Origin of the sequence: Reyranella sp. (assembly GCF_004297265.1) — a bacterium.
In the GTDB taxonomy this organism is placed as follows: domain Bacteria; phylum Pseudomonadota; class Alphaproteobacteria; order Reyranellales; family Reyranellaceae; genus Reyranella.
In genome coordinates this window covers 56,947-80,954 of record NZ_SCUT01000063.1, presented here as the reverse complement: position 1 = coordinate 80,954, position 24,008 = coordinate 56,947, and the positions used below count along the sequence as shown (strand labels likewise).

Here is a 24,008-nt window from a genome sequence, read left to right as displayed (position 1 = left end):
CATGGACCGGAAAGAACAACTGGCCGTCGGGAGGCGGCTGCTCGGCCATATCGACGGCCGCACCACCGATCTCGCCGACGCGCTGTTCCGCAACCGTGTCGACGCCTATTCCTGCCGCGAACGTGCCGCCCGCGAACGCGACGCGCTGTTCCGCAGCCAGCCCCTGTTCATGGGCCTGTCCTCGCGGCTCTCCAAACCCGGTGACTACATCACCGAAGACGTGGCCGGGATGCCGGTGCTGCTGGTGCGCGGCCTCGACGGCGAGGTGCGCGCCTTCGCGAACATCTGTCGCCATCGTGGCGCACCGGTCGCGGAGGGCTGCGGCAACGCCCGCGCCTTCGTCTGTCCCTATCACGCCTGGACCTACGACTCCCAGGGCAAGCTGCTGGGCGTCACCGACAAGGTGGGCTTTGCCGGACTCGACCTCGGCGCGCACGGTCTGGTGAGGCTGCCGGCCGGCGAGAAGCACGGCATGATTTTTGTACGCGCGACGCCCGTGCGCGAGGGCGAGCGTGCCGGGATCGACGTCGATGGTGTGCTGGGTTCCTTTGTTTCGGACTTCGCGGCACTGCGACCCGAAACCTACCCGCTCTATTCGGTCGACCGCATCACACCGCGCATCAACTGGAAGTTCGCCGTCGATACGTTCCTCGAGGGCTATCACATCCCGCACCTGCACCGGAAAACAATCGCGCCGTACTTTATCGGCAACTGTGGCACCTTCGACGGCGCGGGGCCTCACGGCCGCATGTGCGTGCCGCGGACCTCGATCGAGGCGCTGCGCGCGCTGCCTGACGACGAACGCAACCTGCACCCGCACATCATCGCGATCTACCAGCTCTTCCCCAACACCATCGTTATCTGGCAGGTCGACCATATCGAGGTCTGGCGCGCCTTCCCCGATCGCAACGACCCCGGAAGCTGCTCCGTCGAGTTCACGCTCTACCGCCCCGCCGACAGTGACCGCCCGGAGAAGCACTGGGCCAAGAACCGCGACATCGCGATCCGCACCGTGCTGGAGGAGGACTTCCCGCTGGGCGAGCGCATGCAGATCGGCTTCGAGTCCGGCGCGACGGACGAGGTCATCTATGGTCGCAACGAGCCCTCGCTCGTCCATTTCCACAGCTCGATCCGAAGTGTGCTGGGTGTGGCGGCGTGAACGACCTTTTCATGTTCCTCTCCCCCGCTAGGGGGAGAGGCTAGGTGAGGGGGCGTCCAAGGCTCGTGCGCAACCCCCTCACCCAACCTCTCCCCCTAGCGGGCGAGAGGAGTTCGAGATGACCACCAACCGCACGACGCGTGTCGCGCTGGTGCTCAGCGTCATCCTGTTTGCCGCGAGCCTCACGCAGGATGCGTTCTGCGTCTCCGGCATCTGCTCGGACTGGCCGGGCTGGAGCATCCTGCTGTTCGGCGCGCTGGGGCACACGAGCTGGTTCGCCAACCCGCTGCTCGCAGCGTCGTGGATCGCCGCGTTGTTCAGCCGCCGCGTGCCGGCGCTGATCCTGGCCTTTGCTGCGCTCGGTCTCGCCGGCTCGTTCATGTTCGAGACGAATGTGATCACCAACGAGGCCGGCATGGCCAATCCGGTGACGGGCCTGCGCGAGGGCTACTGGCTGTGGCTTGCAAGCATGGGCTTCGGTGTCGTCGCAGCGGCCTTCGCGCGCAAGATGCCGGTGAAGCTGTAACACAACCCCGTCGTCTCGACCGGAGCGCCGAAGGCGCGAAGCGGAGAGACCTTCTCTCAGCTAAAAGCCGGCTGAGTGTAGAGAGAAGGTCTCTCCGCTACGCCTCGCTGCGCGAGGCTCCGGTCGAGACGACGGGTATTTCATTTTATCGCCCCTCGAGCTGCTTGTTGATCCACACCTGCACGGTGTTCGACTCCAGGAACTCGTGCGCGGTCTTGCGCTTCGCCGGATCGCGGGCGTCGCCATCGATGATCGCGCTGATCACGTCGCATTTGTAGGAGACGGCCACGGCCTCGCCGTAGCGCAGGGACTTGTTGTTGCGCCGGTGGACGTAAACGCGGGTCCAACCCACGAGATCGGTCACGCGGAGCCGCTCGCCGGGACCGACCGGCTCGAAGCGCGGATCGAGGAGGCGGATGTCGACGGCACGTTCCAGCGCCGCGTCGTTCGCGATGCCTTTCGGGCAGTCGCCGCTGCTGCCGAGACCATTCAGCGTCAGCCAGACATAGACATCGTGATCCTCGCCACTATAGGCGTGACCCGCTGGCGCACGCTCGGTCGAGAGCGGCCAGGTGAAGGGGCGCCAGCCAAGCTTGTCGGTCGGCCCCAGCGCCACCTGCCGTTCGGCGAACCAGGCGAGCACCGCCAGCGCGGCGACCTGCGCCACGCCGAGCACGATGTAGAGGCGCGTCTGGCGGCTGATAGCCATCAGACGCGCTTTCCCATTCCGTCAGATCTGATGCGCCATTGGCGGCGCGGGGATCGGGCGGACGCGTTCGTAGGCAGCGGCGGCGCGCAGGACGAGCGCGTCCCGGGCGTGGCCACCGACGATCTGCAGGCCGATCGGCATGCCCTCGCGGTCGAGGCCGCAGGGGATGGTGGCGGCCGGCTGGCGCGTCAGGTTGAAGGTCAGCGTGAAGGGCGTCCAGCCGATGTCGACACCGTCGCCGCCCCAGGCTGCGTTCTCGTTCACCGCGAAGGCGGTCATCGGCATGGTCGGGGTCAGCAGCAGGTCGTACTTGGCCATGAACTGGTTCATGATCGCCGAGATTGCCTGGCGCTGATGGATCGCGGTGACGACCGCTTCCTGACCGAGATTGACGCCGTATTCGGCGGCCTTCAGCAGGCCGGGATCCATCAGCTCGCGCTTCTCGGGGCTGAAGTTATTGAGCAGCAGGGCGACGTTCGACTGCCAGTGAGCGTTCAGCACCTTGCGCGGGTCCATGCCCATGAAGTCGGGCGAATCCTCGACGATCCTGGCGCCCAGGGTCTTGAACACCTTGACCGCCTGTTCGACCGCCACCGCCACGTCGCGGTCGATCTTCTCGCGCTCGACGAAGCCCAGGTGGGGGGAATAGGCAATGCGCAGGCCCTTCACGCCCTTGTCGAAGCCCTTGAGATAGTCTTCGGCATCGTCAGGGCGGCCATAGGGGTCTCGCGGATCGGGGCGGGCGATGACGTTCATCATCATCGCCGCGTCGCGCACGGTGCGCGTCATCGGGCCGACGTGCGACAGGGTGCCCTGCGCCGAGACGGGCCACAGCGGCACGCGCGCCTGGGTGGGCTTCAGGCCGAAGATGCCGGAGAAGGAGCAGGGGATGCGGACCGAGCCCGCGCCGTCGGTGCCGATGGCGAGGTTGCCCATGCCGACCGCCTCGGCCGCCGTGCCGCCGCCCGAGGAACCGCCGGGCGTGCGGCCGATCTTCCACGGATTGTGCGTGGCGCCGTAAAGCTTGGAATCGGTCACGCCCTTCCAGCCATATTCCGGCGACGTCGTCTTGCCGAGCAGCACGGTCCCGGCCTCGCGCAGGCGCTGCGCCACCGGCGCGTCGACGTTGAAGGGTCCGTCGGGATCGGTGGCCAGGCTGCCCATGCGCGTGGGCATGCCCTTGGTCAGCACCATGTCCTTGATGGTAATCGGCACGCCGTCGATGTCCGAGAACCGCTTGCCGCCCTTCTTCCAGCGCTTCTCGGAAGCGCGCGCCTGGCGCATCGCGGTGTCGGGATCGAGATGCTGGAAGGCGTTGAGCTGGCCGTTGAAGGCATCGATGCGGGCGAGTGCGGCCTTCGCAGCCTCGACCGGCGAGGCCTTGCGGGCCTTGAAGAGTTTCACCAGCTCGTGGGCCGGCATCATCGCAAGGTCGGCAGTCATCTACTTGGTCTCCGGAAGGACAGGGAATTCGAGGGGATGGGCGTCGGCGTAGGCGGCGGCGGCGCGCAGCACCAGCGCGTCGTTGTAATGGGCGGACACGATCTGCAGCCCGACGGGGAGGCCCTGCCGCGACAGGCCGCAGGGCACCGTCGCCGCGGGATGGCGCGTCAGGTTGAACTGCGGCGTGTAGGGCGACCACATGAAGTTCGGCTTGCCGTCGGGGCCGGGCGGCAGGTTGGTGCCGGTCTCGAAGGGCTGCACGGCGACGGTGGGCGTGAGCAGCAGGTCGTACTTCGCGAAGAAAAGGTTCCAGGCGAGGGTGAGGTCGCGCCGCGTCACCTGCGCGTTCACCACGTCCTGCAGGGTGTAGCGCAGGCCCGCCTTCGCGCCGGCCAGCAGGCTGGGATCGAACTCGCCGTGGCGCGCTTCGGGAAAGACCTGCAGCAGGCGCTGCAGCGCCGACAGCCAGTGGATCACGAAGGCGCGGCTCGCCTCGGCGAAGGAGAAGGGCGCCTCGACCTCCTCGACCGTGCAGCCCAGCGCCTCGAAGTCGCGGGCCGCCTTCGTCACCATCGCAGCGACCTCGATGTCGAGTGGATGGTCGCCGAAACGCAGCGCGAAGCCGATCTTCAGCTTCCTCGGCAAGGTCGTGAGCTTCTTCGTGTAGTCCGTGTCGTCCGGAGGCAGAGCGTAGCCATCGCGCGGATCGGGCCGGGCGATGGCGTTCATCATCAGCGCGGCGTCGAGCGCGGTTCGCGTCATCGGGCCGGTGTTCGACAGGTCGCCGGTCATCGACGGCGGCCAGGCCGGCACGCGGCCGAACGTGGCCTTGAGGCCGATCAGCCCGCTGAAGCTCGCGGGGATGCGCACCGAGCCGCCGCCGTCGGTGCCGATGGCGGTCGGACCGAGGCCCGCTGCGACCGCGGCACCGGCGCCGCCCGAGGAGCCGCCCGGCGTCACGCCGGTGTTCCAGGGATTGCGCGTGATCCCGTGCAACGGCGAATCGGTCACGCCCTTGTGCCCGTATTCCGAGCTGGTGCTCTGCGCGAAGACGATCGCGCCGGCCTCGCGCAGCCGGGCTACCGCCGGCGCATCGGCATCGACGGGTGTCTTGTCGGTGAGCTTGCTGCCCATCGAGGCGGGCCAGCCCTTCACCCTCACCAACTCCTTGATCGAGACCGGCACGCCGTCGAGCGGCGAGAGCGGCTCGTCCTTCTTCCAGCGCTTCTCCGAGGCGCGCGCCGCGCTCAGCGCCGCCTTCTTGTCGACATGGCAGAGCGCATTGATCGCCGTCGCGAGGCGGTCGGCGCGCGCCAGTACCGCCTTCATCGTCTCGACCGGGGAGGCCTTGCCCTTGCGGTAGAGCCTACCGAGCTGGGCCGCGCTCGCCTGCGTGAGATCCGTCGTCATGCCGCTTCTCCCGTCCGGGTCGCCGCTTCGCGATACCGGCGGGCGAGCTGTTCGGCCTGGTACTCGGCGGCCAGCGCCTGCTCGGTGCGGCCGACCTTGCGATAGAGATCGGCCAGCGCGCGCTTGATTGCAGCCACGCCAGGCCGTTCGCGTTCGTCGGCCTGCAGGATCGCCAGCGCCGCATCGTTCCAGCCGGCGCGGCTCAGCGCATCGAGATGGATTGCGCCGAACACGGCGCGCTGCGCGATCGAGCCGCCGAGGCTGCGCAGGTGCGGCATCGCCTGACCCATGAGGCGCGCCGCCGCCGGCATGTCGCCCGCGGCGTGGGCGGCCAGGCCATGCGCCAGCGGCACCACGCAATCGGCCCAGAGTTCGCGCTCGAAGGGTTTGGCACGCTCGGCGCGATCCTCGAGGCTTGCCAGCATCTCGGTGACGGCGCTGCGCTCGCCGGCGCGCGCCAGCCCGTAGAGATAGTGGACGTCGTGAAAGGCGGAGAGATGCTCGTGCAGGCGAGGCTTGAGATAGAGGGCGAGGTCGGCCCAGCGTGCGCCGACATCGACACCGCGCAGCTCGAGTCGCGCCAGCAGCGAGACGGCGTTGGCCTGATCCTCGCAGAACTCCTTCCACACGCCCCACACGCGCTCGTCATGGAGTGCCAGCGCCTCGTCGGTGCGGTCGAGGTCGATCAGGAACAGCGCGAGGTGCCACCAGTTGTGCGTCTGCATGAACGAATTGCAGTCGCTCCAGGTGTCGGACACGGAACTGAGGAAGGCGACGCCCTCCAGCATGCGGCCGCGCGCTTCGAGGCAATGGGCGATGGCGTGATGCGCCCACGGGTCGTTGCGGTCGAGCGCCAGCCCCTTGCGCGCCGCGGCCTCGGCCTCGTCGAGTCGATGGCACTCTTCGAGGCCGAACGCATACATACCCCAGACGAAACGATTGTCCTGGTTGGCGGCGAGGAGCTTCTCGCCGACCTCGAGCAGCGTTTCGGCCTCGCCGCGGTTGAAGGCGAGGAGCTGCGCCAGCTTGCCGGCCAGAAGGTCTCGCGGCCACTCGGACACGATTTTACGAAATGAAGCGAGACTCTGGCCGGTGTCGCCATCGATCCAGGCGTCGATGGCGGCGAGCCAGGCCAGCTCGCGCGGGGTGGCGCCCGCCGTCATCGTCTTGGCGCGCGCACGGTAGCGCGTCGCCGCGGCCTGGCCCTCTGGCGAATACATCGAGAGGAAGAGGCTCGCCGCGACCAGCGGCAGCATCGGGCACTTTTCTTCCGCGTCGGCAGCGGCGACGAAGTCGGCGAACCGCTTGCCGAAGCCCAGCCATTCCTGCCTGACGAAATCCAGCGCGGCGACCGCACCCTCGTCAGCATTGCCCAGCTCCAGCCCTTGCCCGTCCCTCGCCACCCGGCCCCCTCGAATTTACGAAACTCAGCTTCGCATGCCGTACCGCGACTGGTCGAGAGGCTAGCTCTTCTTAAGTCTGTCGCCGATACTGGTAATCAAGAACGATCAGAAAACGCCAGGGAGGAAGAAAATGAAGCGTCGCCATCTGCTGGGTTCCGCCGCAGCTCTTACAATCACTTCGGGCCTCGGGCCTTCGATCGCGCGTGCCCAGGCATTCCCCGACAAGCCGATCCGCTTCGTCGTGCCCTACGCGCCGGGCGGCGCAACCGACACGTCGGCGCGCATCGCGGCCGAATATCTGGCGAACAAGTTCGGCCAGCAGGTGCTGGTCGAAAACAAGCCGGGCGGCGGCACGATCATCGCCACCGAGATCGTCGCCAAGGCGAAGCCCGACGGATACACGCTCCTGCTGGCAGCGGCTCCCGTTGCCACCAACACGTCGTTCGGCCTCAAGCTGCCCTACGATCCGGTGAAGGAACTGGCGCCGGTCTGCAGCTATGTCGACATGCCGCTGCTGCTCGCCTGCAATCCCAAGGCGCCCTACAAGACGATGGCCGAGTTCCTCGCCTGGGCCAAGGCGCAGACTTCGCCGATACCCTATGCGTCGGCCGGCAACGCCAGCATGCCGCATCTGTGGGGTGAGCAGCTCAAGATCGCAACCGGCATCAAACTCGACCATGTCGGGTACAAGGGCAGCGCCGACGCCCTCAAGGACGTGCTGGGCGGTCACGTGATGCTGTTCTCCGACACGCTGCTGCCGGGCGGGCTTGCGGTGAAGGACGGAAGGCTGCGCGGCCTGGTCGTCGCGGCCGCCAAGCGCGTTCCCATGCTTCCCGACGTGCCGACGGTGGCCGAAGCCGGTCTGCCGGCGGACCTGACGGGCGCGGTGTTCTTCGGCGTCATGGCGACGGGCGGTACGCCCGAGCCGGTCATCGCGAAGCTGAATGCCGCCTTCAAGGAGCTGCTCGCCGATCCGGCCACTTCGAAGAAGCTGGTCGACCTCGGTTTCGTGCTGGTCGGGGGCAGTGCCGCCGACTACGGCAAGCGCCTCGCCGCGGAGACGGTGAAGTGGCGCAAGGTCATCCAGGAAGCGAAGATCACGCCGCCGGCTTAAGTCATCGGAGCGTCAGCTCTTCGGCGAACCGCCAAGGAAGCAGAAGATGCTGCCGGTCTTGTTGGCGCAGATATGGCTGCGCCCATCCGGGGCGAGTTCCTTCAGGACGACCTTCGGCGGCACCAGGACCCAGCGGCCGTCGAGCAGTGCATACCAGTTGCCGTCGTCCTTCTGGTAGGCCCGCGTCGGGCGGCAATCGCCTTCGACGCCGTTGATCGAACCGTTGCAGCACGAGGCGTTGGAGCCCGGCTGCTTCAGCTTCTCGTACCAGTCGTGGCTTTCGGAATGACCCTGGCCGTGATGGCCGTCCTGCGCCATCGCGGAAGAAAAGGGTAGGGCAGTGACAACGAACGCCGCCACCAATGCGGCGATCAGCAAACGTCGTGGCATGGGGGCCGCCACCTTTCGCTGTGTCGGCCGAGCCGGCAACGTATTCGAGGCGACGTGCCGTCGCTCAGCCTGAACCGTTGCGGGGAGTGTACATCATCCTGAGGCCGGCGACGATGGGGATGAACTCCGGATCGTCGGCCGACAGCAATCCGTGGCGCACGAAGAAGTCGATCAACACAAGATTGCAGTTGTATTTGAACTCGACCGTATCGCGTACCGCCTCGAACACGCGTTGCACCGGCCACAGCTCGAACGAGTGGACCTCGCCGTCGTTCGCGCGTGGTGTGAAATCCGCGGGCAGCTCGAGATCGAAGCATGTCATCACGTCGGGCTTCAACTGCTGGCCCGACTGGTTCCAGTAGCCGACGACGCTCACCGCCTTCGCCTGCCGCGCCAGCTCGGGCGGGATCGAGGCTTCCTCGCCGCATTCCTTCACCAGGTTCTCGTGCAGGCCGAGCCCCGCGGGCTGGCCTCCGGCCACTGTATTGTCGAGCTGGCCGGGAAAGGTCGGCTTCTCGTAGGAGCGGCGCGGCACCCAGATGTGCAGCCCGTCGGCACGGCGCACATAGCCCGTCATGTGCGGGCCGCCGGCGCGCACGCCGAACCACGGCACCGCCGAGCGCTCCATCGCCATCAGGAACGGCGCGCCCTCCTGCGGCGCCACTGCGTATTCCTCCTCGCGCCACAGGCCCTTGAAATAGCCGCGCTCGCGCAAGGAGAGCAGAAACGCGCGAATCTCCGCCGTGCGCTTCTCCGGTGTGTCGAGGCGGGGATCGAGATGCCACGCGCCGTCGCGCCGCTCGAACAGGCCGGAGCCCTGCACCGCATCGGCCGCGAAGTCGCGATGGACGAACCCGGCGCGATGCCGGCCGACGAACCACGGCTCGAACTGGGTGAGGTCGGCGTTGTTGCAACGGCGGATATGGTCGAGGAAGGACATGGGGCGGGGAGATAGCATAGAGTGCGACCGATGACCGAAGACGAACTTCAGGCGCGGCTCGAAGCCGTGCTGCCCACCGCCGATCTCCACGAAGTATTCGTCGAGGAATGCCAGGACCAGGACGTGCGTCTCCGCTTTTCACCGGCGGCCGGGGCTGGGTGGACGACAGCGGCACTGCTGTCGCTGGTCGACACCTCGCTGCGCGCTGCCTCAGGGTTGGAAGCGCGCGTGTCGCATCTCAACGTGACGGTGCTGCGGCCCGCGCAGGCTGCGGACGTGCTTGCGCTCTCGCGCGTGATCCGCCGCGACGGCGACTTGGTCCATGCCGAAACCTGGCTGTTCAGCCACGCCGTCGTCGAGCCGATGCTGCACGCGACGGCGACGCTGGTTCAGCCTCTCTAAGCTGCTTCCTTCCACGCATTGTCGACCACGCCCACCACGTCGCGCATGATCTGTGTGAGGTCGAAATCCTTGGGTGTGTAGACGCGCGATACGCCGGCGGCGATCAGGGCCTCTGCATCGGCAGGCGGGATGATGCCGCCGACCACGACCGGCACGTCGCCGATACCGGCCTCGCGCAGGCCCTTCAGCACGTCGCCGACCAGCGAGACGTGACCGCCGGACAGGATCGACAGGCCGACGACATGGACGCTCTCCTCCAGCGCGGCATTGACGATGCGCTCGGGCGTGAGTCGGATGCCCTCGTAGACGACTTCCATGCCGCAGTCGCGGGCGCGCACGGCGATCTGTTCGGCGCCGTTGGAATGGCCGTCGAGGCCGGGCTTGCCGACCAGGATTTTTATACGACGACCAAGGCGGCGTGAAACCGCGTCGACCTCGCGGCGTGTCGCTTCGAGACGGCCGTCGGTGACGCCGGCGGCGCGTGCCACGCCGGTGGGTGCGCGATATTCGCCGAACACGCCGCGCAGCGCGTCGGTCCATTCGCCGGTCGTGACGCCGGCCTTGGCGCATTCGATCGAGGCCGGCATGACGTTGCGGTCTTCCTTTGTCGCGGCCACGAGTTCGGCCAGGGCGGCCTTCACGGCCGCTTGGTCACGCGTCGCCCGCCACACCTGGAGCCGTTCGATCTGGCCGCGCTCGACCGAATCGTCGACCGTCAGGATCGATTCCTGGCCGCCGCCGAGCGGCGAGGGCGCGCCTTCGGTATAGGCGTTGACGCCGACCACGGTCTGCTCGCCCGATTCGATGGCGGCCAGACGCTTCAGGTTCGATTCGACCAGGCGCTGCTTCATGTAGGCCGCCTCGATGGCGGCCACCGCGCCGCCCATGTCGGCGATGCGGCCCATCTCGGCCAGCGCCTCCTGCTTCAGCGCCTCGACCCGGGCCGCGATCTCCTTGCTGCCGTCGAAGATGTCGCCGTACTCAAGCAGGTCGGTCTCGAAAGCTACGATCTGCTGCAGGCGCAGCGACCATTGCTGGTCCCACGGCCGCGGCAGGCCCAGCGCTTCGTTCCAGGCGGGGAGCTGCACCGAACGCGCGCGGGCGTTCTTGCTCATCACCACCGCCAGCATCTCCAGCAGGATGCGGTAGACGTTGTTCTCGGGCTGCTGCTCGGTGAGGCCGAGCGAGTTCACCTGCACGCCGTAGCGGAACAGGCGCTGCTTGGGATCGGCGACGCCGTAGCGGTTCAGCGTGATGTCTTCCCACATCTCCGCGAACGCCCGCATCTTGCACATCTCGGTGATGAAGCGGATGCCGGCATTCACGAAGAAGGAGATACGGCCCACGACCTTGGGGAAGTCGGCGTCCGGCACCTGGCCGCGCGCCTTCACGGCATCGAGCACGGCGATGGCGTTGACCAGCGCGAACGCGAGTTCCTGGACCGGCGTCGCGCCGGCTTCCTGCAGGTGATAGCTGCAGACGTTCATCGGGTTCCACTTGGGAACCTCGCGATAGGTGAAGCCGATCGTGTCGGCCGTCAGCTTCAGCGACGGCTCGGGGGGGAAGATGTACGTCCCGCGCGAGAGATATTCCTTGATGATGTCGTTCTGCGTCGTGCCCTGCAGCTTCGACCGTTCGACCCCCTGCGCTTCGGCGGTCGCGATGTACAGGGAGAGCAGCCAGGCCGCCGGCGCGTTGATCGTCATCGACGTGTTCATCCGGTCGAGCGGGATGCCGTCGAACAGGGTGCGCATGTCGCCGAGATGCGAAATCGGCACGCCCACCTTGCCGACCTCGCCCTTCGCCAGCACATGGTCGCTGTCGTATCCGGTCTGCGTCGGCAGATCGAAGGCGACGCTGAGGCCGGTCTGGCCACGCGCGAGATTGGTACGGTAGAGCTCGTTCGACTTCTCGGCGGTCGAGTGACCGGCATAGGTGCGAATGAGCCAGGGCTTGTCGCGGTTCGGGATTGTCATTTGTGGCGGTTCGCAGTGCTGTTGACGTAAACTTGGGTACACCAGATCATGCTGCGTCGCAGCATCCAAGATTTTGCATTGCGGCGGAAGGGGAAACAGGGGTTTTGAGCGACGCTTCTTCCCCCTGGGTGCAGGCGGCCAGCCAGGCGCCGGCAGGAACTTCCAGCCCGACAGCCGCTCCCGGCACGCCATGGGGGGCAGATCTGAGCCCGAGCCGGCCGGTCTATGACGGGCGGCTGGGCGAATTGTACGCCATCTATCTGCGCCATCTCGCGATGATGCTGGTCACGCTCGGCTGGTCGCGGTTCTGGGGCCGCACCCGCATCCGGCGCTATGTCTGGAACCATCTCTCGGTTTTGGGTGACCGGTTCGAGTATCGCGGCCACGGCCGCGAGCTGTTGATCGGATTCCTGCTGGCGCTGCTCGTGGTCGCAGCCTGGTCCGGGCTCATGTACCTGGTGTGGCGCTATGTCTTCCACGAGAAGCCGTTCGCCAGCTTCGGCCTGTTCGACCTGTTCTCGCTGTCGGTCGTGCTGATCGGCTTCCCACTGGCCTATGTCGGCCACTATGCCGGCTTGCGCTACAAGCTCTCGCGCACGCGCTGGCGCGGCATCCGCTGCGGCATGGCGGGGTCGGCCTGGGGCTACGGCGCCACCGCCACCTTCCTGCAGTTCGCCAACGCCATGACCGGCTACCTGCTGACGCCGGTCGTGTCGGTGAACCTCGCGAGACCGCGGATCGTCAACGCGCGGGTCGGCACCCTCGGGTTCATCTTCGCCGGCCGTGCCGGCGACATCTACGGCCGTTATCTCGGCTACTACTTCCTGAACATCGCGGCCTGGGTTGCCGCGGCGGTCGTCACCTTCATGGCGATCGGGGGCACGATCGAGACGCTGGGCATCTCCTCCGACGAATTCCTGAAACTGTTCGCCCATCCGAGCCTGCGAACCGTGGCCGCGGTGCTGCTCATCGCCGTCGGCGCCTATCTGCTGTTCGGGCTGCTCATCCTGCCGCTGCGCTGCTGGTGGCAGGCCTATCTGCTGCGCTACCTCGTCACGCACAGCCGCGCCGGCAACGTGTTGTTCGCCACCGCCATCTCGACCTGGCAGATGTGGGGCTTCCTGGTTCTGAACTACCTGATCGTGCTGCTGACGCTCGGCATCGGCTGGCCGTGGGTGATGCACCGCACGATGAAGCTGATCGCCGGCCAGCTCTGGATCTACGGTGAACCCCGGGGCAGCGAGATCCGTCAGCCGGCCGATCGCGGTCCGGGCTATGGCGAGGGCCTGCTCGACATGTTCGACGTGAGCGGGGTCTGACGATGGCCGCCCGCTACTACGACGGCGTGACCGCCGACGTGCAGGACGTGATGCTGAAGATCACGACCCAGGAGCTGCTGATCTGTCGCCCGGCCGATTCCTCGGTCGTGGTGCGCTGGCCGGTCGCCGACATGGTCGTACTGGGTGATTCGCACCACGAGGCCGCACCGCCGCTCGCGCTCCGCGGCAGCGACGCGCGGCTGGTCGTCGAGGATCCGGCGTGGCGAGCGCAGCTCGTCTCGGTGGTGCCGGCGCTGAAGCCGCTGGCGCTCGAGCCGGTGAAGGTCGGGCCGCGGCTCGGCGCTTATTCGCTGGCGATCGTCGCGCTGGTCGGTCTGTTCTGGAACGCGGTGGAATACGGCAGCGAATATGCCGTGCCGCTGCTGCCCTACACGTTGCAGGCCAAACTGGGTGAGACGGTGCTCGACGAACTGCTTGCGGACAAGGAAACGTGCCAGGGCCGGGCGGGCCTGGCGGCGATCAACCGACTGGCCAACGATCTCGCCGGGGAGGCCGGCTACAAGCACGAGGTCACGGTGCACATCGTCGAGGGCGGACCGGTCAATGCCTTCACCCTGCCAGGCTCGATCCTCGTCTTCTACTCGGACCTGATCACCCAGGCCAAAGACAGTTCGCAGGTCGCGGGCGTGCTGGCGCATGAGATCGGCCATGTCGTGCACGATCACCCGATCAAGGGCGTGGCGCGCGCCTATGGCATCGACCTCCTGTTCAAGGTCCTGACCGGCGGCTACTCCGACATTCTGAGCACGTTCGGCACCGGCGGAAGCGCACTGCTTGCGATGCGCAACGGCCGGGCCTTCGAGCGCGAGGCTGACGCCACCGGCGTGCGCCTGCTCGAACAGCGAGGCCTGCGCGCCGACGGCGTTTCGACCTTCTTCGAACAGATGCTCGAGAAGGAACCCGCCGACGCTGCCACCGCCGCCGGCATCTGGTCGAGTCACCCGCCCACGCGGGAACGCATCGAGTCGACGAAGCGCCCGCCCACGGGCCGGCCGGCCTTCAGTGCCGCCGAGTGGCAGGCACTGCGGAACGTCTGCAAATAGCGGTTCGCCGCGTTCAGCGCGTCCGTGTCAGGCGAATTTCGACCTCACGCTCGACGTACTTCCATTCCTCGCTGGCCCGCAGTTCGGCCAGCAGCGCATCGAACGCCGCCTCGTGCTCGGGTGCGAACTCGAACCAGGTGAGGAAGTCGAAGGGCTCGCCGAGGTCGCGGGCGTGGTGGAGGCGGCGCGCCACCGCCGGCAGGTACTTCATCGACAGGGCGATGTGGCGGGACCTCTCCTCGAAGATCGCCCGGCGCTCGTCCTGGGCCATCGACCACCAGGCTTCGGATTTGCGGATGGGGATCAGCGCCGCGCACGTGGCCTCGCTGCGGCCGAGCCCGGCCTGCACGCCCGCCAGCTCCTTCAGTTCGGCCGCCGTCGAGTAGCGTTGGTGGCTGACGACGCCGCTCAGGCGCCACGCGGCGCCGGGATTGTCGGTCAGGGCGAGATGCGTCGCGGCGGCCAGGCTGGGACCGGAGACGGAAGACAGACGCTCGATGCGCCAGGGACCGGCGTCGCTGCCGGAAAAGGTGACGGTGAAGGGCGGCGGCATGGGCCGATCGTAGCAAGACGCGCGCCGGCTCCTTGGCTATGAAGCGGCATGAGCCCGCACATCGTTCTCGCCACCGCTGCCGACGACCCCGCCATCACCGCATCGGACCGGCTCTATGCGGAGGCGCTGGAGCAGCGAGGATGCCGTGTCACGGGCGCGCCATGGGACGGGCCGGGCGAGGCGTTCGCCGGAGCCGACGCCATCGTATTGCGCTCGACCTGGGGCTACTACCGTGCGCTCGATGCCTTCAAGACATGGACCGAGGCGATGGCCGCGTCGACGCGGCTGTTCAATTCCATCGATCTGGTGCGCTGGAACCTGCGCAAGGATTACGTGGAGAAGCTCGCCGCGGCGGGCGTGCGCGTGCCGCGAAGCTTCCTCGTCCCCTGCGAAGTGTCGGCGATCGGCCGGGTCTTCGACCGGACAGGCTGGGCGCAGGCCGTCGTGAAGCCGGCCAGTGGCGCGTCGGGCCATTCGGTCGAGCTGTTGCAGCGCGCGACATGGGTCGAGCAGATCGCAGGCCTTGCCGACGAGGCCCGCCGGGCGGGCGTTGTGGTGCAGGAGTTCCTGCCGGAGATCGCCGAGGGCGAGCTGTCGCTGGTCTATTTCGACGGCGTCTTCAGCCACGCGATCCGCAAGCGGCCGCCCGCCGGTGAGTTCCGCTCCAACTCGCGCTACAGGCCAACGCGCACCGCTGAAACGCCGCCGCTGGACGTGACGCAGCAGGGCGCCGGCTGCCTCATAACCCTGCCCGAAGTGCCTCTCTATGCACGCGTCGACGGCGTCGTGCGCAACGGCGTGCTAATCGTGATCGAAGTGGAGGTGCTGGAGCCGGCGTTGTTCCTGGAGTTTGACTCGCTCTCGGCCGAACGCTTCGCCGAGGCGACGCTGAAGCGCCTCGGCTAGCTGTCCCTGAACAGCGAGGTGACTGCGGCCGCATCGGGCGCCACCCTCCAGCGCGCGCCGGCGGCTTCCACGAGTTGCCGCCATCCGTCCAGCCGCCGAGCGTAGCGCGCGGGTTCGCGATTGTCCTCTGGCAGGCGGGTTACGTTGGTCGCGATCACCTCCATGCCGCGCAGGGTGGCAGGCAGGTTGGGGTCGCGGCGGCAATTGGCGGGCAGGTCCTCTTCAAGGTCCGAGAACAGTACGATGGTGTGCGTGGCCGCCTGTCGCGCCGCGAGATGCTGGGCGGCCTGCAGCAGGGCCCCTCTTATATCGGTGTAGCCCGCCGGCTTGGCGCGGCTGCCATAGTCGGCCAGCTTCTGCCCGTAGGCGGCGACGAGCCGCTGGCGCTCGGTCGGCCGGTCAGGCGCGGTAAAGCTCAGCAGGACCGCCTCGTCGGTGAAGCTGCAGGCGCCGATTTCCGCCACCGCGAAACTGTCGTGGGCCCGCATGAAGCCCATCGTCACGCGAAGGGTGCGCAATGCCTTGTCGACTTCACGGAAGTAGCTCTTCGACACATCGAGCAGGCCATAGACGGCGGAAGCGGTGGCGCTGCGTTCCTCGCACGCGCCGACCGCGAGAGCGGATCCGGTCGCCGCCGTGGCCAGGAGGCCGGTGTTGAAGACGCGGCGGCCGAGTTGGGTCATGAGGAACGCACCGTGCGCGACGAGAGAAGGGCCCGCACCAGACGTTCGATGACCAGCGGCAGGAAGATAACGAGGTCGTAGGCGGCAAGCGCGACCGCGAGCAGCCCCTCGACAAGGAAGCGCAGCAGGCGGACGGCGAAGGACAGAGATTCGAGGATGAATCCCAGAAGAAGCTGCAGCACGACGCGGCCGTTGCGGATCAGCGCTTCGATGGCGAAGCCCAGGAAGGCGAGAGCAAAGGGAATGATCAGGCCGAACGCCGCCTGCGCGTAACGCGCCATCGCGCCGGCGGCCTCGCCGGCTTCGGAGGGCGCCGCGCCAGCCAGGGTCCCCAGCAGCTCGCGTTCGAGCCGGGAGATCTCGTCCCGGGTGAGCGCGAGCGCCGCCTCGATCAGAGCCAGCACCACCAGCGCCGTCGTCATCACGATGATGATGGCGAGCCGCAGGCCCTTCTTCTGCTCCAGCCGCTCGAACTGCGGGAACATGGTCGTGACGCCCAGGGCCTCCAGCAGCACGATGCCGACGGCGACCTCGAGCACGATGATGGCGAGCGCGGCCAGCCGGTAGATCGGCACGCCCATGATGCGATAGGAATCGCCCACCACTTCGGCAATCGGCCGTTCCAGCAGGGCGAAGTTCAGCCAGCCGGCGATGCCCACGGCAAGGATCAGCACGATGGCGAAGGCGAGGCCGATGCCGGTCGAGTGGCCGAGCTTCACGTCGCGCGGCGGGACCGGAGATGCCTGGATGGTCTGCAGCTGGACGCCATAGGACTGGATCACCTCTCGATGTTCGGCGACATGCGCACCCAGACGCTCCAGGCCATTCTGTACCTGCGGATCGTCCGGTCCCTTGCGGTCGAAGAGGCGCTGCACGTCCCGCATCTCGTCGGGAAGCCGCGGCTGCAGTTCGGCTTCCTTCATGCCCGCGCTCAATCTCTCGTATCGAACATTCGCTGCGACGGCGCCGAAGCCGATCCAGCGTTCGACCAGTCGAAGCGTGCGTGCGGCCAGCAGGAAGGCCGCGCGCAACAGTCGGTGGGCCGCATCGCGCGCGAGATAGAGCAGGACGATGGCTCCCGCCAGAAAGGCAAGATGCTTCCAATCGGAAAGCCACGCCTGCAACGCTTCCACCATGCGGCGACTGATGAGGTGCGATATCGCCAAAACGATGGCGCGCCCGCACGTCGAGTCATTCCAGACGGTTGCGTCATCTGTCGAACCTCACCGCGTCGCGACGACGCGGAACCACATTGCTGCCAAGTTTCCGTCCAATTGTTCGCGTGCGCAGACGCCCGCTCACATCGCGCTCCCCCAACCCCTGTCCTCGAGGACTCCCCACGAATGCCCCATCCCCAGGCTTTCATGGCACGGCCCCCCTTTGAACGGATTCGCCCCGCGGTTTCGGCGGGGCGCCACTGGAAGACCGTCGGAATGTGTTTCGGCAGTCTGTTGGTCGTGGCGATGGTCAGCCTGATGGCGCTGACGGCGAAAAGAGAGCCTCGGAGCATGACCAGCGAACGTGACCTCCATCCCGAATCGGGAACGCCGGTGACGCTGATGGCGATGCCGGAGACGTCGGAGATGCTGCCGGAAACCCCGATGACCGACATCGCGATGGTCCTTCCGGATCCCGACCCGGCGGACGTCGAGCCGCCGGACTTCGGACCGCCGCATGTCGAAGCGGCGATCGAATTGCAGAAGGGCGACACCGTCGCCCGAGTGCTCGACCGGCTCGGCATCGAGGCGGCCGACATTGCCGAGATCGTGGAAGTCCTCGCCGAACGGGTGCGCCTGGACCGTCTGCCGATCGGCCAGGCTCTGATCGTCAAACTGCAGCGACTGCACGAGGCAGAGAAGCCGACGGTCCTCGTCGGGCTGTCGATCCGGCCCGAGCCGCAGCGCGCGTTTAACGTGGAGCGCGACGATGATGGCGGCTACAGCCTGGAGGAGGAGGTCTTCGAGGTCGCGCCGAAGGTGATGCGCGCGTCGGGCGAGGTCGACGGCTCGGTGATCGCGAGCGTCGAGGCGGCCGGCGTGCCGCATGGCCCTCTGGCGGAAATGCTGCGCGCCTTTTCCTGGGACGTGAACTTCCAGCACGACATCAAGCCCGGAGACCGCTTTGACGTGCTGGTTGAACGCTCATGGACCATCGATGGCAGGCCGGCCGACGACGGCCGCGTTCTGTGGGCCGAGATCACCACGGGTGGCGGCGCCGAAACCTACAGCATCTACAGGTTCAAGCCGCGCGATGGGGAGGAGTTCTTCTACAATCCGGAGGGCGAAAGCGTGGTCAAGGCACTGCTGCGCACGCCGCTGAACATGAGCCGGATCTCCTCACGCTTCGGCCTGCGTCACCATCCGGTCCTCAAGTTCACGCGACTGCATTCCGGTGTCGACTTCGCCGCGCCGCCGGGCACGCCGATCCTCGCTGCGGGCGCGGGGCATGTGATCGAGGCCGGTCGGTTCGGTGGCTACGGGAACTGGGTGAAGATCGGCCACGACGGAGGGCTCGCCACCGGCTATGCGCACATGTCTCGCATTGCCCCGGGAATGAAGCGCAGCGCGCGCGTGCGCCAGGGCCAGGTGATCGGCTATGTCGGCAGCACCGGCCTCTCGACCGGCCCGCACCTGCATTTCGAATTGCATCGCGGGGGGCGCCCGATCGATCCGCTCACCATGGCCCGCACGGCGCAGCGCACACGGCTGGCGGGCAAGGATCTTGAACGCTTCAAGGCCCAGGTCGCCGAAACCGATCGTGTCCGCGAAACGGCGGCGAGTCTTCGCGGCGAAGAGACCAATTGAAGACGGCGCGTGGCCCGGTCCGCTGTCCTCTGCCTTCTCCTGCTAACCGCCTCGGCGGCGATGCGGGACAGTGGGGAGGTTCGCGCATCGGACTGCGAGACCGGCGTCCTCGACGGCGGCGAGGACGGCATGAACGTGCTGGTCTATCAACTCTGCGTCGACCGGCTGACCGTGGGCTTCCGCGACAGCGAGGTCGTGGAGGAGATTACCTGCGGGCCGGCGGGGAGCGTGCATCTCTGGATGTCCACCGATCACAAAGTCTGCGGCTCGCCGCCGGCTCCCGATGCACCCCGGGTCTACGACCTGCTGGAGCCGCTGCGAGGCGTAGGCGGGACGGTGTCGGCGCCGGTGGCAAAGCGCGTGACCTGCGGCGGCACCTCGGGGCGCGCCACCGCGGTCGTGCCGGACGCTCGTGCTGCCCTGTTGGCGACGAGAACCGGCGACACGCTCTACGAGCAGGTCAGCCGGCGGTTCGTCCGGCAGTGCATCGGCCCTTCGGCATAGGATCCGCCAGCAATTCTAACCGTTCGTCATCTGTCGCGGCAGGATCGTCACGATGTCGGGGAAGAGCGTGATGAGCAGCACGCCGACGCAGAGCAGGGCGAAGAACGGGGCCGTCGACTTGGTGACGGTCCAGATGTCGCGTCCCGTCAGGCTCTGAAGCACATAGAGATTGAAGCCCACGGGCGGCGTGATCTGCGCCATTTCCACCACCAGGACGATGTAGATGCCGAACCACAGCGGATCGATCTGCTGGGCGGTGACCATCGGCAGCACCACGGGCGCCGTCAGAACGATCATGGAAACGCCGTCGAGGAAGCAGCCCAGCACGATGTAGAGCAGAGTGAGCAGCAGGATCAGGCCATAGGGAGTGAGACCAAGGCCGTTGACCCAGTTCGCCATCGTCGCCGGCAGGCCTGTGAAGGCCATCGCCATGGTGACGAAGGCGGCGCCGACCAGGATCAGGCCGATCATGCAACTGGTTCGAACCGCGCCCAGGAGGCTGTCCTTGAACGTCTCCCAGGAGAGCGAGCCGGTGACGGCCGCGAGCACGAGGGCACCGACCACGCCCATCACGGCCGCCTCGGTCGGCGTCGCGACGCCGCCATAGATCGAGCCCAGGACGGTGACAATCAACAAGATCACCGGGATGAGGCGGCGCGCGTTCCAGATCTTCTCACCAAAGGTCATCCGCATGTCCGCCGGCGGCACCTTGGTCGGGTTGAGGAGCGCCCAACCTGCCGTGTAGGCCATGAACAGGCCGATCATCATGAAGCCGGGCAGGAAGCCCGCGATGAACAGCCGGCCGATCGAGACCTGCGCGGTGATGCCGTACACGATCATCATGATCGAGGGCGGAATCAGCAGGCCCAGCGTCCCCGAGCCGGCCAGAGTCCCGATCGCCATGCCCTCGTGGTAACCGCGCTTGCGCAGCTCGGGCATGCTCATGCGGCCGATCGTGGCGCAGGTGACGGACGACGAACCCGAGACCGCCGCCATGACGCCGCAGCCCAGGATGTTCACGTGCAATAGCCGGCCGGGAAGCCAGCCCAGCCAGGGTGCCAGCCCCTTGAACATGTCCTCCGACAGACGCGACCGAAACAGGATCTCGCCCATCCAAATGAAAAGGGGCAGGGCGGTGAGTGCCCATCCCCAGCTCGAGTCCCAGATCGTGGTCGCGAGGAGGGATCCCGTCGGTGCCGGCGTGAAGAAGAACAGCGCGACGAAACCGACGACGACGAGCGTCACGCCGACCCAGACACCGCTTGCGAGCAACAGGAAGAGCGTGCCGAGAACCGTCGTCGCGAGAATCACTTCTGCGCTCATCGTACGGCCGCCTTTCCGCTGCTGACGGTCTCGCCAGCAATGCTCAGGGAAGCCGCTTCGAGTTCTTCGTCGATCGCCTGTGCCTCCGCATCGGCGAAATCGGGGATCCTGCCGGCGATGGTCTGGACGAGCTCGTCGATGAATCCGATCGTCATGATCGAAGCCCCGAGGGCCATGCCGATCTGCGGGATCCAGAACGGTACCGCCATGAGTCCTGGGCTGGTGTCGCCGAAGAGGAAGGAGTCGTACGTCATGAGCCAGGCATTGGCCGACACGTAGGCGAAGGCGGCCGCTCCCAGGCCGCAGCACCAGATCTCGACGCGACGCTTGTTCTCCGCCGAGAGCTTGCCGACCATCAGCGTGACCCGGATGTGCGCATTGGCGCGCAGCGTGTAGGCGAGCCCGAGGAACGTCGACGCCGCCATGCAGAATCCCGAGACCTCCGTGGCATCGAAAGCGAAGTTCAGGAACCGCCCGGCGATCTGCAGGAGGATCGTCACGCCGATCATCACCAGGAAGAACGCGGAGAGCAGGCCGCTCGCGCTGTAGAGAGTATCCAGGGCACGCCGCATCACATCACCATCAGCGAATCGGGCCCCGGGCAGTCGCGGACGGCCCGGTGCCGCTCGACCTCAGTTCGTCTTCTGACCGGCCATGTAGGCGTTGAGGACCGCAACGGCGGCGGGGCTCGCCGTCGCCTTCCATTCGTCGGCCATCTGGACACCGACCTTCTTCATCGCTGCGAGTACGGCCGGCGGGCCACCCGTGACCGTCATGCCGTTCTTCTTCAGGACGGCCGCCTTCTCGTCACCGGCCGCCTTGCTCATCTCCCACGACCGCTTCGTGTAGGCAGCGGCGGCATCCATTACCACCTTCTGGTCGGCGGGCGACAAGGCGGAGAAGGCGCGCTTGCTGAAGATCAGGGCGTTCTTCGACAGGATCGCCCCGACGTCGGTGAAATACTTGGTGTTGTCCCAGGCCTGGATATCGACGCCGGTCTGGGCGCTGGTGAACAGGGCCTCGATCAGCCCGGTGGAGAAGGCCTGCGGGATTTCGGCGAAGGGCAGGATTGTCGCGTTGAAGCCCAGCAGGGTCGCCATCTTCTGGGTCGCCGTCGAATAGATACGGATCTTCTTGCCCTTGAAGTCCTCGACCGAGTTGACCGGGGTCTTGGTGTAGAAGCCCTGACTCGGCCACACTTGATAGCCCGCGATCACCATGCCGGCCTTGTCGAACAGTCCCTTGAAATAAGGGTCCTGCAGTTCCATCAGCTTCCACGCTTCCTCGTAGGTCGAGGCGACGAACGGCACCCCGTCGAGGATGAACATCGGGTCCTCGTTGCCGTAGACGCCGAGGCGGATCTCACCGGCCTGCACCTGTCCGCGCTGGACCGCCGACTTGATGCTGTCGAGCTTGATCAGGCTGTCATTCGTGTGGAGCGTGATCTTGAGCTTGCCCCCGGTGCCCTTCTCCACGTCCTCGACCCACTTGCGCAGGTTCTGGGTCAGGAAGTTGTTCTCGGGATAACCGCTGGCCATCATCCACTGCGTCTGCGCGCCTGCGGTTCCCGCAAACGCGAGGCTCGCGCCCACCGCAGCGGCGGCCAGCTTCAAGACCGAAATCCTCGATATCAAGCTCATCCCTGTCCCCTGTCCCCGGGTGATAACTGTCCCATCGGCAGCAACATCCATGCCATCGGGGTAGGGATTGCGGTCTTCAGGCGGCTCCTCTGCCGGGCAAGTCGAGGCGACGCGTCACGTCGATCGCGGCGAGAAAGGGCTCGTCGTGGCTCACCACCAGCAACGCGCCGTCAAATGCGCGCAGCCCGCTCTCCACCGCCTCGATCGATTCGATGTCGAGATGGTTGGTCGGCTCGTCGAGGATCAGGAGCGGTGGCGGCCTGGTGCCGCCCAGCACGCAGGCGAGCCCTGCGCGCAGCATCTGGCCGCCGCTCAAGGTCGAAACGACCTGCAACGCCGCGTCGGCGCGGAACATGAAGCGGGCAAGCGCGGCGCGGCAGGCATTCTCCTCGGCGTCCGGATTGATCCGCAGGAAGTTGTCACGAATTGACCGCGACGGATCGAGCAGGCTCACCTGTTGGTCGAGCATCGCGACGTCCGTGTGCAGGCGCACGCGGCCCGACCACGGCTCGAGCTTGCCGGCGATGAGCGCGAGCAACGTCGACTTGCCCGATCCGTTCGGTCCGGTGATCGCCACGCGCTCCGGACCCGTGAGGCTGAAAGAGAGCCCGTCGATGATCGTGCGGCTTCTTTCGTAGCCGACCCTTACCATATCGAGGAGCAGCACGGTCTTGCCGGTTGGCAGGCCGGTCGAAGGCAATACCATCGACAGTGGCTGCAGGACCTCGATCCGGTGGCGCGCGGCGGCGGCATCCTCCACCGCCTGCGTCCGTCGCCGCTCTGCGACGCGCGCATTGTCGCCTGAGGTGGCTTCGGCGCGGTTCTGTCGCGCACCGGCGAGGATGCGCGGCATGTCGCCCTTCGCCCGCTTTCGCTGGCCGGCTCCGTCCTTGCGCGCCTTGCGCTCGGCGGTCGCCTGCGCCGCGCGGGCCACCTCGGCCACGCGGCGTTCGGCATCGGCAAGGGCGTGCCGGGCGGCGGCCAGTTCCAGGGCCTTGCGCTCGCGGTAGTGACTCCAGTTGCCGCCATAGCGGGTGACGCCCAGCGACGTCATCTCGACGATGGTGTCGACCGTTTCGAGCAGCTCGCGGTCGTGGCTGACGATGATCGCGCCCGACCGCCACGATGCCAGCAGTTCGATCACAGCGGTGCGTCCCTCGCGGTCGAGATTGTTGGTCGGTTCGTCCAGCAGGATGAAGTCCGGTTCGGTGAGGACCAGGGCACACAAGGCGGCGCGCGTTCGCTGGCCGCCCGAAAGCGTTGACAGTAGCGTCGCTGGCTCGACACGAAGTCCGACACGCTCCATCGTCGAGGCGATGCGGGCTTCCAGGGTCCAGTCGGCGGACGCCAGCTCGTCAGCCGTGGCCTGGCCGTCCTCGGCTCGGCGCAGCACGTCGAGGGCTGTAGTGACGCCCATCAAGTCGGCCAGCGACTCCCCCGGTGCGACCTGCACGGTCTGCCTCAGGACACCGAGCGTGCCGGTCCTCGACACGGTTCCCGCCTGTGGCAGTAGTGCTCCGGAGATGATCTCGAGCAGCGTCGTCTTGCCGACGCCGTTGCGGCCGACCAGGGCGGCGCGGCCGCCGTCGAAGCTCAGGTCCAGATTCTGGAAGAGGGTGTGGCCGTCAGGCGTGGTCGCGGTGAGGCCGGTAAGCGTGATGGACGGCATGGAAATGGAGTCCCCTGATGGCAAGGCGGGCGGGCATTGCGGTCAGGTGGAAATCCATTGCGGTGCGATCC

General features: G+C 67.0%; 23 protein-coding genes. 9 read left to right on the top strand and 14 right to left on the bottom strand.

Going from position 1 to position 24,008, the window contains the following annotated elements:
* Nucleotide 1: 1 nt before the first annotated feature.
* Complete coding sequence (locus tag EPO41_RS28625) at nucleotides 2-1,159, top strand: SRPBCC family protein (protein WP_296332770.1); 1,158 nt, start codon at nucleotides 2-4, stop codon at nucleotides 1,157-1,159.
* 118 nt (nucleotides 1,160-1,277) lie between these two features.
* The gene (locus EPO41_RS28620) at nucleotides 1,278-1,685 is read left to right on the top strand and encodes a hypothetical protein (RefSeq protein ID WP_296332769.1); all 408 of its coding nucleotides are present in this window, start codon (nucleotides 1,278-1,280) and stop codon (nucleotides 1,683-1,685) included.
* A 145-nt stretch (nucleotides 1,686-1,830) separates the two neighbouring features.
* Here the strand turns inward: EPO41_RS28620 and EPO41_RS28615 are convergent, their stop codons facing one another.
* Genes EPO41_RS28615 through EPO41_RS28600 form a run of 4 tightly spaced genes read right to left on the bottom strand, consistent with a single transcriptional unit; the run spans nucleotide 1,831 to nucleotide 6,650 of the window.
* On the bottom strand, nucleotides 1,831-2,394 hold the full coding sequence (locus EPO41_RS28615; protein WP_296332766.1) for a hypothetical protein: 564 nt from the start codon (nucleotides 2,392-2,394) through the stop codon (nucleotides 1,831-1,833).
* Nucleotides 2,395-2,415: 21 nt separating this feature from the next.
* Complete coding sequence (locus tag EPO41_RS28610; protein ID WP_296332764.1) at nucleotides 2,416-3,837, bottom strand: amidase; 1,422 nt, start codon at nucleotides 3,835-3,837, stop codon at nucleotides 2,416-2,418.
* A complete protein-coding gene (locus tag EPO41_RS28605) occupies nucleotides 3,838-5,247 on the bottom strand; it encodes an amidase (protein ID WP_296332762.1) in 1,410 nt (469 codons plus the stop codon).
* Nucleotides 5,244-6,650, bottom strand: coding sequence for a tetratricopeptide repeat protein (locus EPO41_RS28600; RefSeq protein ID WP_296332759.1), 1,407 nt, complete (start codon nucleotides 6,648-6,650; stop codon nucleotides 5,244-5,246). The genes EPO41_RS28605 and EPO41_RS28600 overlap by 4 nt, the downstream gene beginning before the upstream one ends.
* Nucleotides 6,651-6,780: 130 nt before the next feature.
* On the opposite strand from EPO41_RS28600, the gene EPO41_RS28595 reads away from it, so the two are divergent.
* A complete protein-coding gene (locus EPO41_RS28595) occupies nucleotides 6,781-7,764 on the top strand; it encodes a tripartite tricarboxylate transporter substrate binding protein (protein ID WP_296332758.1) in 984 nt (327 codons plus the stop codon).
* 12 nt (nucleotides 7,765-7,776) lie between these two features.
* On the opposite strand, the gene EPO41_RS28590 is transcribed toward EPO41_RS28595, so the two are convergent.
* Both EPO41_RS28590 and EPO41_RS28585 read right to left on the bottom strand, forming a co-directional pair.
* Nucleotides 7,777-8,154 carry a hypothetical protein gene (locus EPO41_RS28590; RefSeq protein WP_296332756.1) on the bottom strand — a complete coding sequence of 126 codons (378 nt, stop codon included), beginning with the start codon at nucleotides 8,152-8,154 and terminating at the stop codon, nucleotides 7,777-7,779.
* A 64-nt stretch (nucleotides 8,155-8,218) separates the two neighbouring features.
* Entirely contained in the window at nucleotides 8,219-9,094 is an 876-nt protein-coding gene (locus tag EPO41_RS28585; protein WP_296332753.1) for a DUF4743 domain-containing protein, read from the bottom strand.
* A gap of 30 nt (nucleotides 9,095-9,124) precedes the next feature.
* Between EPO41_RS28585 and EPO41_RS28580 the strand changes: the two genes are divergently transcribed.
* Nucleotides 9,125-9,496: a hypothetical protein gene (locus EPO41_RS28580; RefSeq protein WP_296332751.1), complete on the top strand. Its 372-nt coding sequence runs from the start codon at nucleotides 9,125-9,127 to the stop codon at nucleotides 9,494-9,496.
* Here EPO41_RS28580 and EPO41_RS28575 read toward each other — a convergent pair.
* Complete coding sequence (locus tag EPO41_RS28575) at nucleotides 9,493-11,472, bottom strand: protein meaA (RefSeq protein WP_296332748.1); 1,980 nt, start codon at nucleotides 11,470-11,472, stop codon at nucleotides 9,493-9,495. The two genes, EPO41_RS28580 and EPO41_RS28575, sit on opposite strands and share 4 nt — an antisense overlap.
* Nucleotides 11,473-11,576: 104 nt before the next feature.
* On the opposite strand from EPO41_RS28575, the gene EPO41_RS28570 reads away from it, so the two are divergent.
* On the top strand, nucleotides 11,577-12,791 hold the full coding sequence (locus EPO41_RS28570) for a DUF898 family protein (RefSeq protein ID WP_296332745.1): 1,215 nt from the start codon (nucleotides 11,577-11,579) through the stop codon (nucleotides 12,789-12,791).
* 2 nt (nucleotides 12,792-12,793) lie between these two features.
* Nucleotides 12,794-13,855, top strand: a complete 1,062-nt coding sequence (locus EPO41_RS28565; protein WP_296332741.1) for a M48 family metallopeptidase — start codon at nucleotides 12,794-12,796, stop codon at nucleotides 13,853-13,855.
* Between the two features lie 13 nt (nucleotides 13,856-13,868).
* Here EPO41_RS28565 and EPO41_RS28560 read toward each other — a convergent pair whose 3' ends face one another.
* Complete coding sequence (locus tag EPO41_RS28560) at nucleotides 13,869-14,408, bottom strand: chlorite dismutase family protein (RefSeq protein ID WP_296332739.1); 540 nt, start codon at nucleotides 14,406-14,408, stop codon at nucleotides 13,869-13,871.
* 48 nt (nucleotides 14,409-14,456) lie between these two features.
* Between EPO41_RS28560 and EPO41_RS28555 the strand changes: the two genes are divergently transcribed.
* Nucleotides 14,457-15,314, top strand: coding sequence for a hypothetical protein (locus EPO41_RS28555; RefSeq protein WP_296332737.1), 858 nt, complete (start codon nucleotides 14,457-14,459; stop codon nucleotides 15,312-15,314).
* Here EPO41_RS28555 and EPO41_RS28550 read toward each other — a convergent pair.
* Together EPO41_RS28550 and EPO41_RS28545 are read right to left on the bottom strand one after the other, a co-directional pair.
* Entirely contained in the window at nucleotides 15,311-15,997 is a 687-nt protein-coding gene (locus EPO41_RS28550) for a hypothetical protein (RefSeq protein ID WP_296332735.1), read from the bottom strand. The two genes, EPO41_RS28555 and EPO41_RS28550, sit on opposite strands and share 4 nt — an antisense overlap.
* Entirely contained in the window at nucleotides 15,994-17,133 is a 1,140-nt protein-coding gene (locus tag EPO41_RS28545; RefSeq protein WP_296332732.1) for a hypothetical protein, read from the bottom strand. Before EPO41_RS28545 ends, EPO41_RS28550 begins: the two co-directional genes overlap by 4 nt.
* 372 nt (nucleotides 17,134-17,505) lie before the next feature.
* Between EPO41_RS28545 and EPO41_RS28540 the strand changes: the two genes are divergently transcribed.
* Nucleotides 17,506-18,801 (top strand): peptidoglycan DD-metalloendopeptidase family protein, encoded by a 1,296-nt coding sequence (locus tag EPO41_RS28540; RefSeq protein ID WP_296332731.1) that lies wholly within the window; start codon nucleotides 17,506-17,508, stop codon nucleotides 18,799-18,801.
* Between the two features lie 9 nt (nucleotides 18,802-18,810).
* Nucleotides 18,811-19,305, top strand: a complete 495-nt coding sequence (locus tag EPO41_RS28535; protein WP_296332729.1) for a hypothetical protein — start codon at nucleotides 18,811-18,813, stop codon at nucleotides 19,303-19,305.
* A 15-nt stretch (nucleotides 19,306-19,320) separates the two neighbouring features.
* On the opposite strand, the gene EPO41_RS28530 is transcribed toward EPO41_RS28535, so the two are convergent.
* The 4 genes from EPO41_RS28530 to EPO41_RS28515 form a co-directional block, all read right to left on the bottom strand.
* Nucleotides 19,321-20,628: a TRAP transporter large permease subunit gene (locus tag EPO41_RS28530; protein WP_296332727.1), complete on the bottom strand. Its 1,308-nt coding sequence runs from the start codon at nucleotides 20,626-20,628 to the stop codon at nucleotides 19,321-19,323.
* A complete protein-coding gene (locus EPO41_RS28525; RefSeq protein ID WP_296332725.1) occupies nucleotides 20,625-21,200 on the bottom strand; it encodes a TRAP transporter small permease in 576 nt (191 codons plus the stop codon). The genes EPO41_RS28530 and EPO41_RS28525 overlap by 4 nt, the downstream gene beginning before the upstream one ends.
* A gap of 60 nt (nucleotides 21,201-21,260) precedes the next feature.
* Complete coding sequence (locus tag EPO41_RS28520; RefSeq protein WP_296332723.1) at nucleotides 21,261-22,268, bottom strand: TRAP transporter substrate-binding protein; 1,008 nt, start codon at nucleotides 22,266-22,268, stop codon at nucleotides 21,261-21,263.
* Between the two features lie 76 nt (nucleotides 22,269-22,344).
* The gene (locus EPO41_RS28515; protein WP_296332721.1) at nucleotides 22,345-23,937 is read right to left on the bottom strand and encodes an ABC-F family ATP-binding cassette domain-containing protein; all 1,593 of its coding nucleotides are present in this window, start codon (nucleotides 23,935-23,937) and stop codon (nucleotides 22,345-22,347) included.
* Between the last annotated feature and the right edge of the window lie 71 nt (nucleotides 23,938-24,008).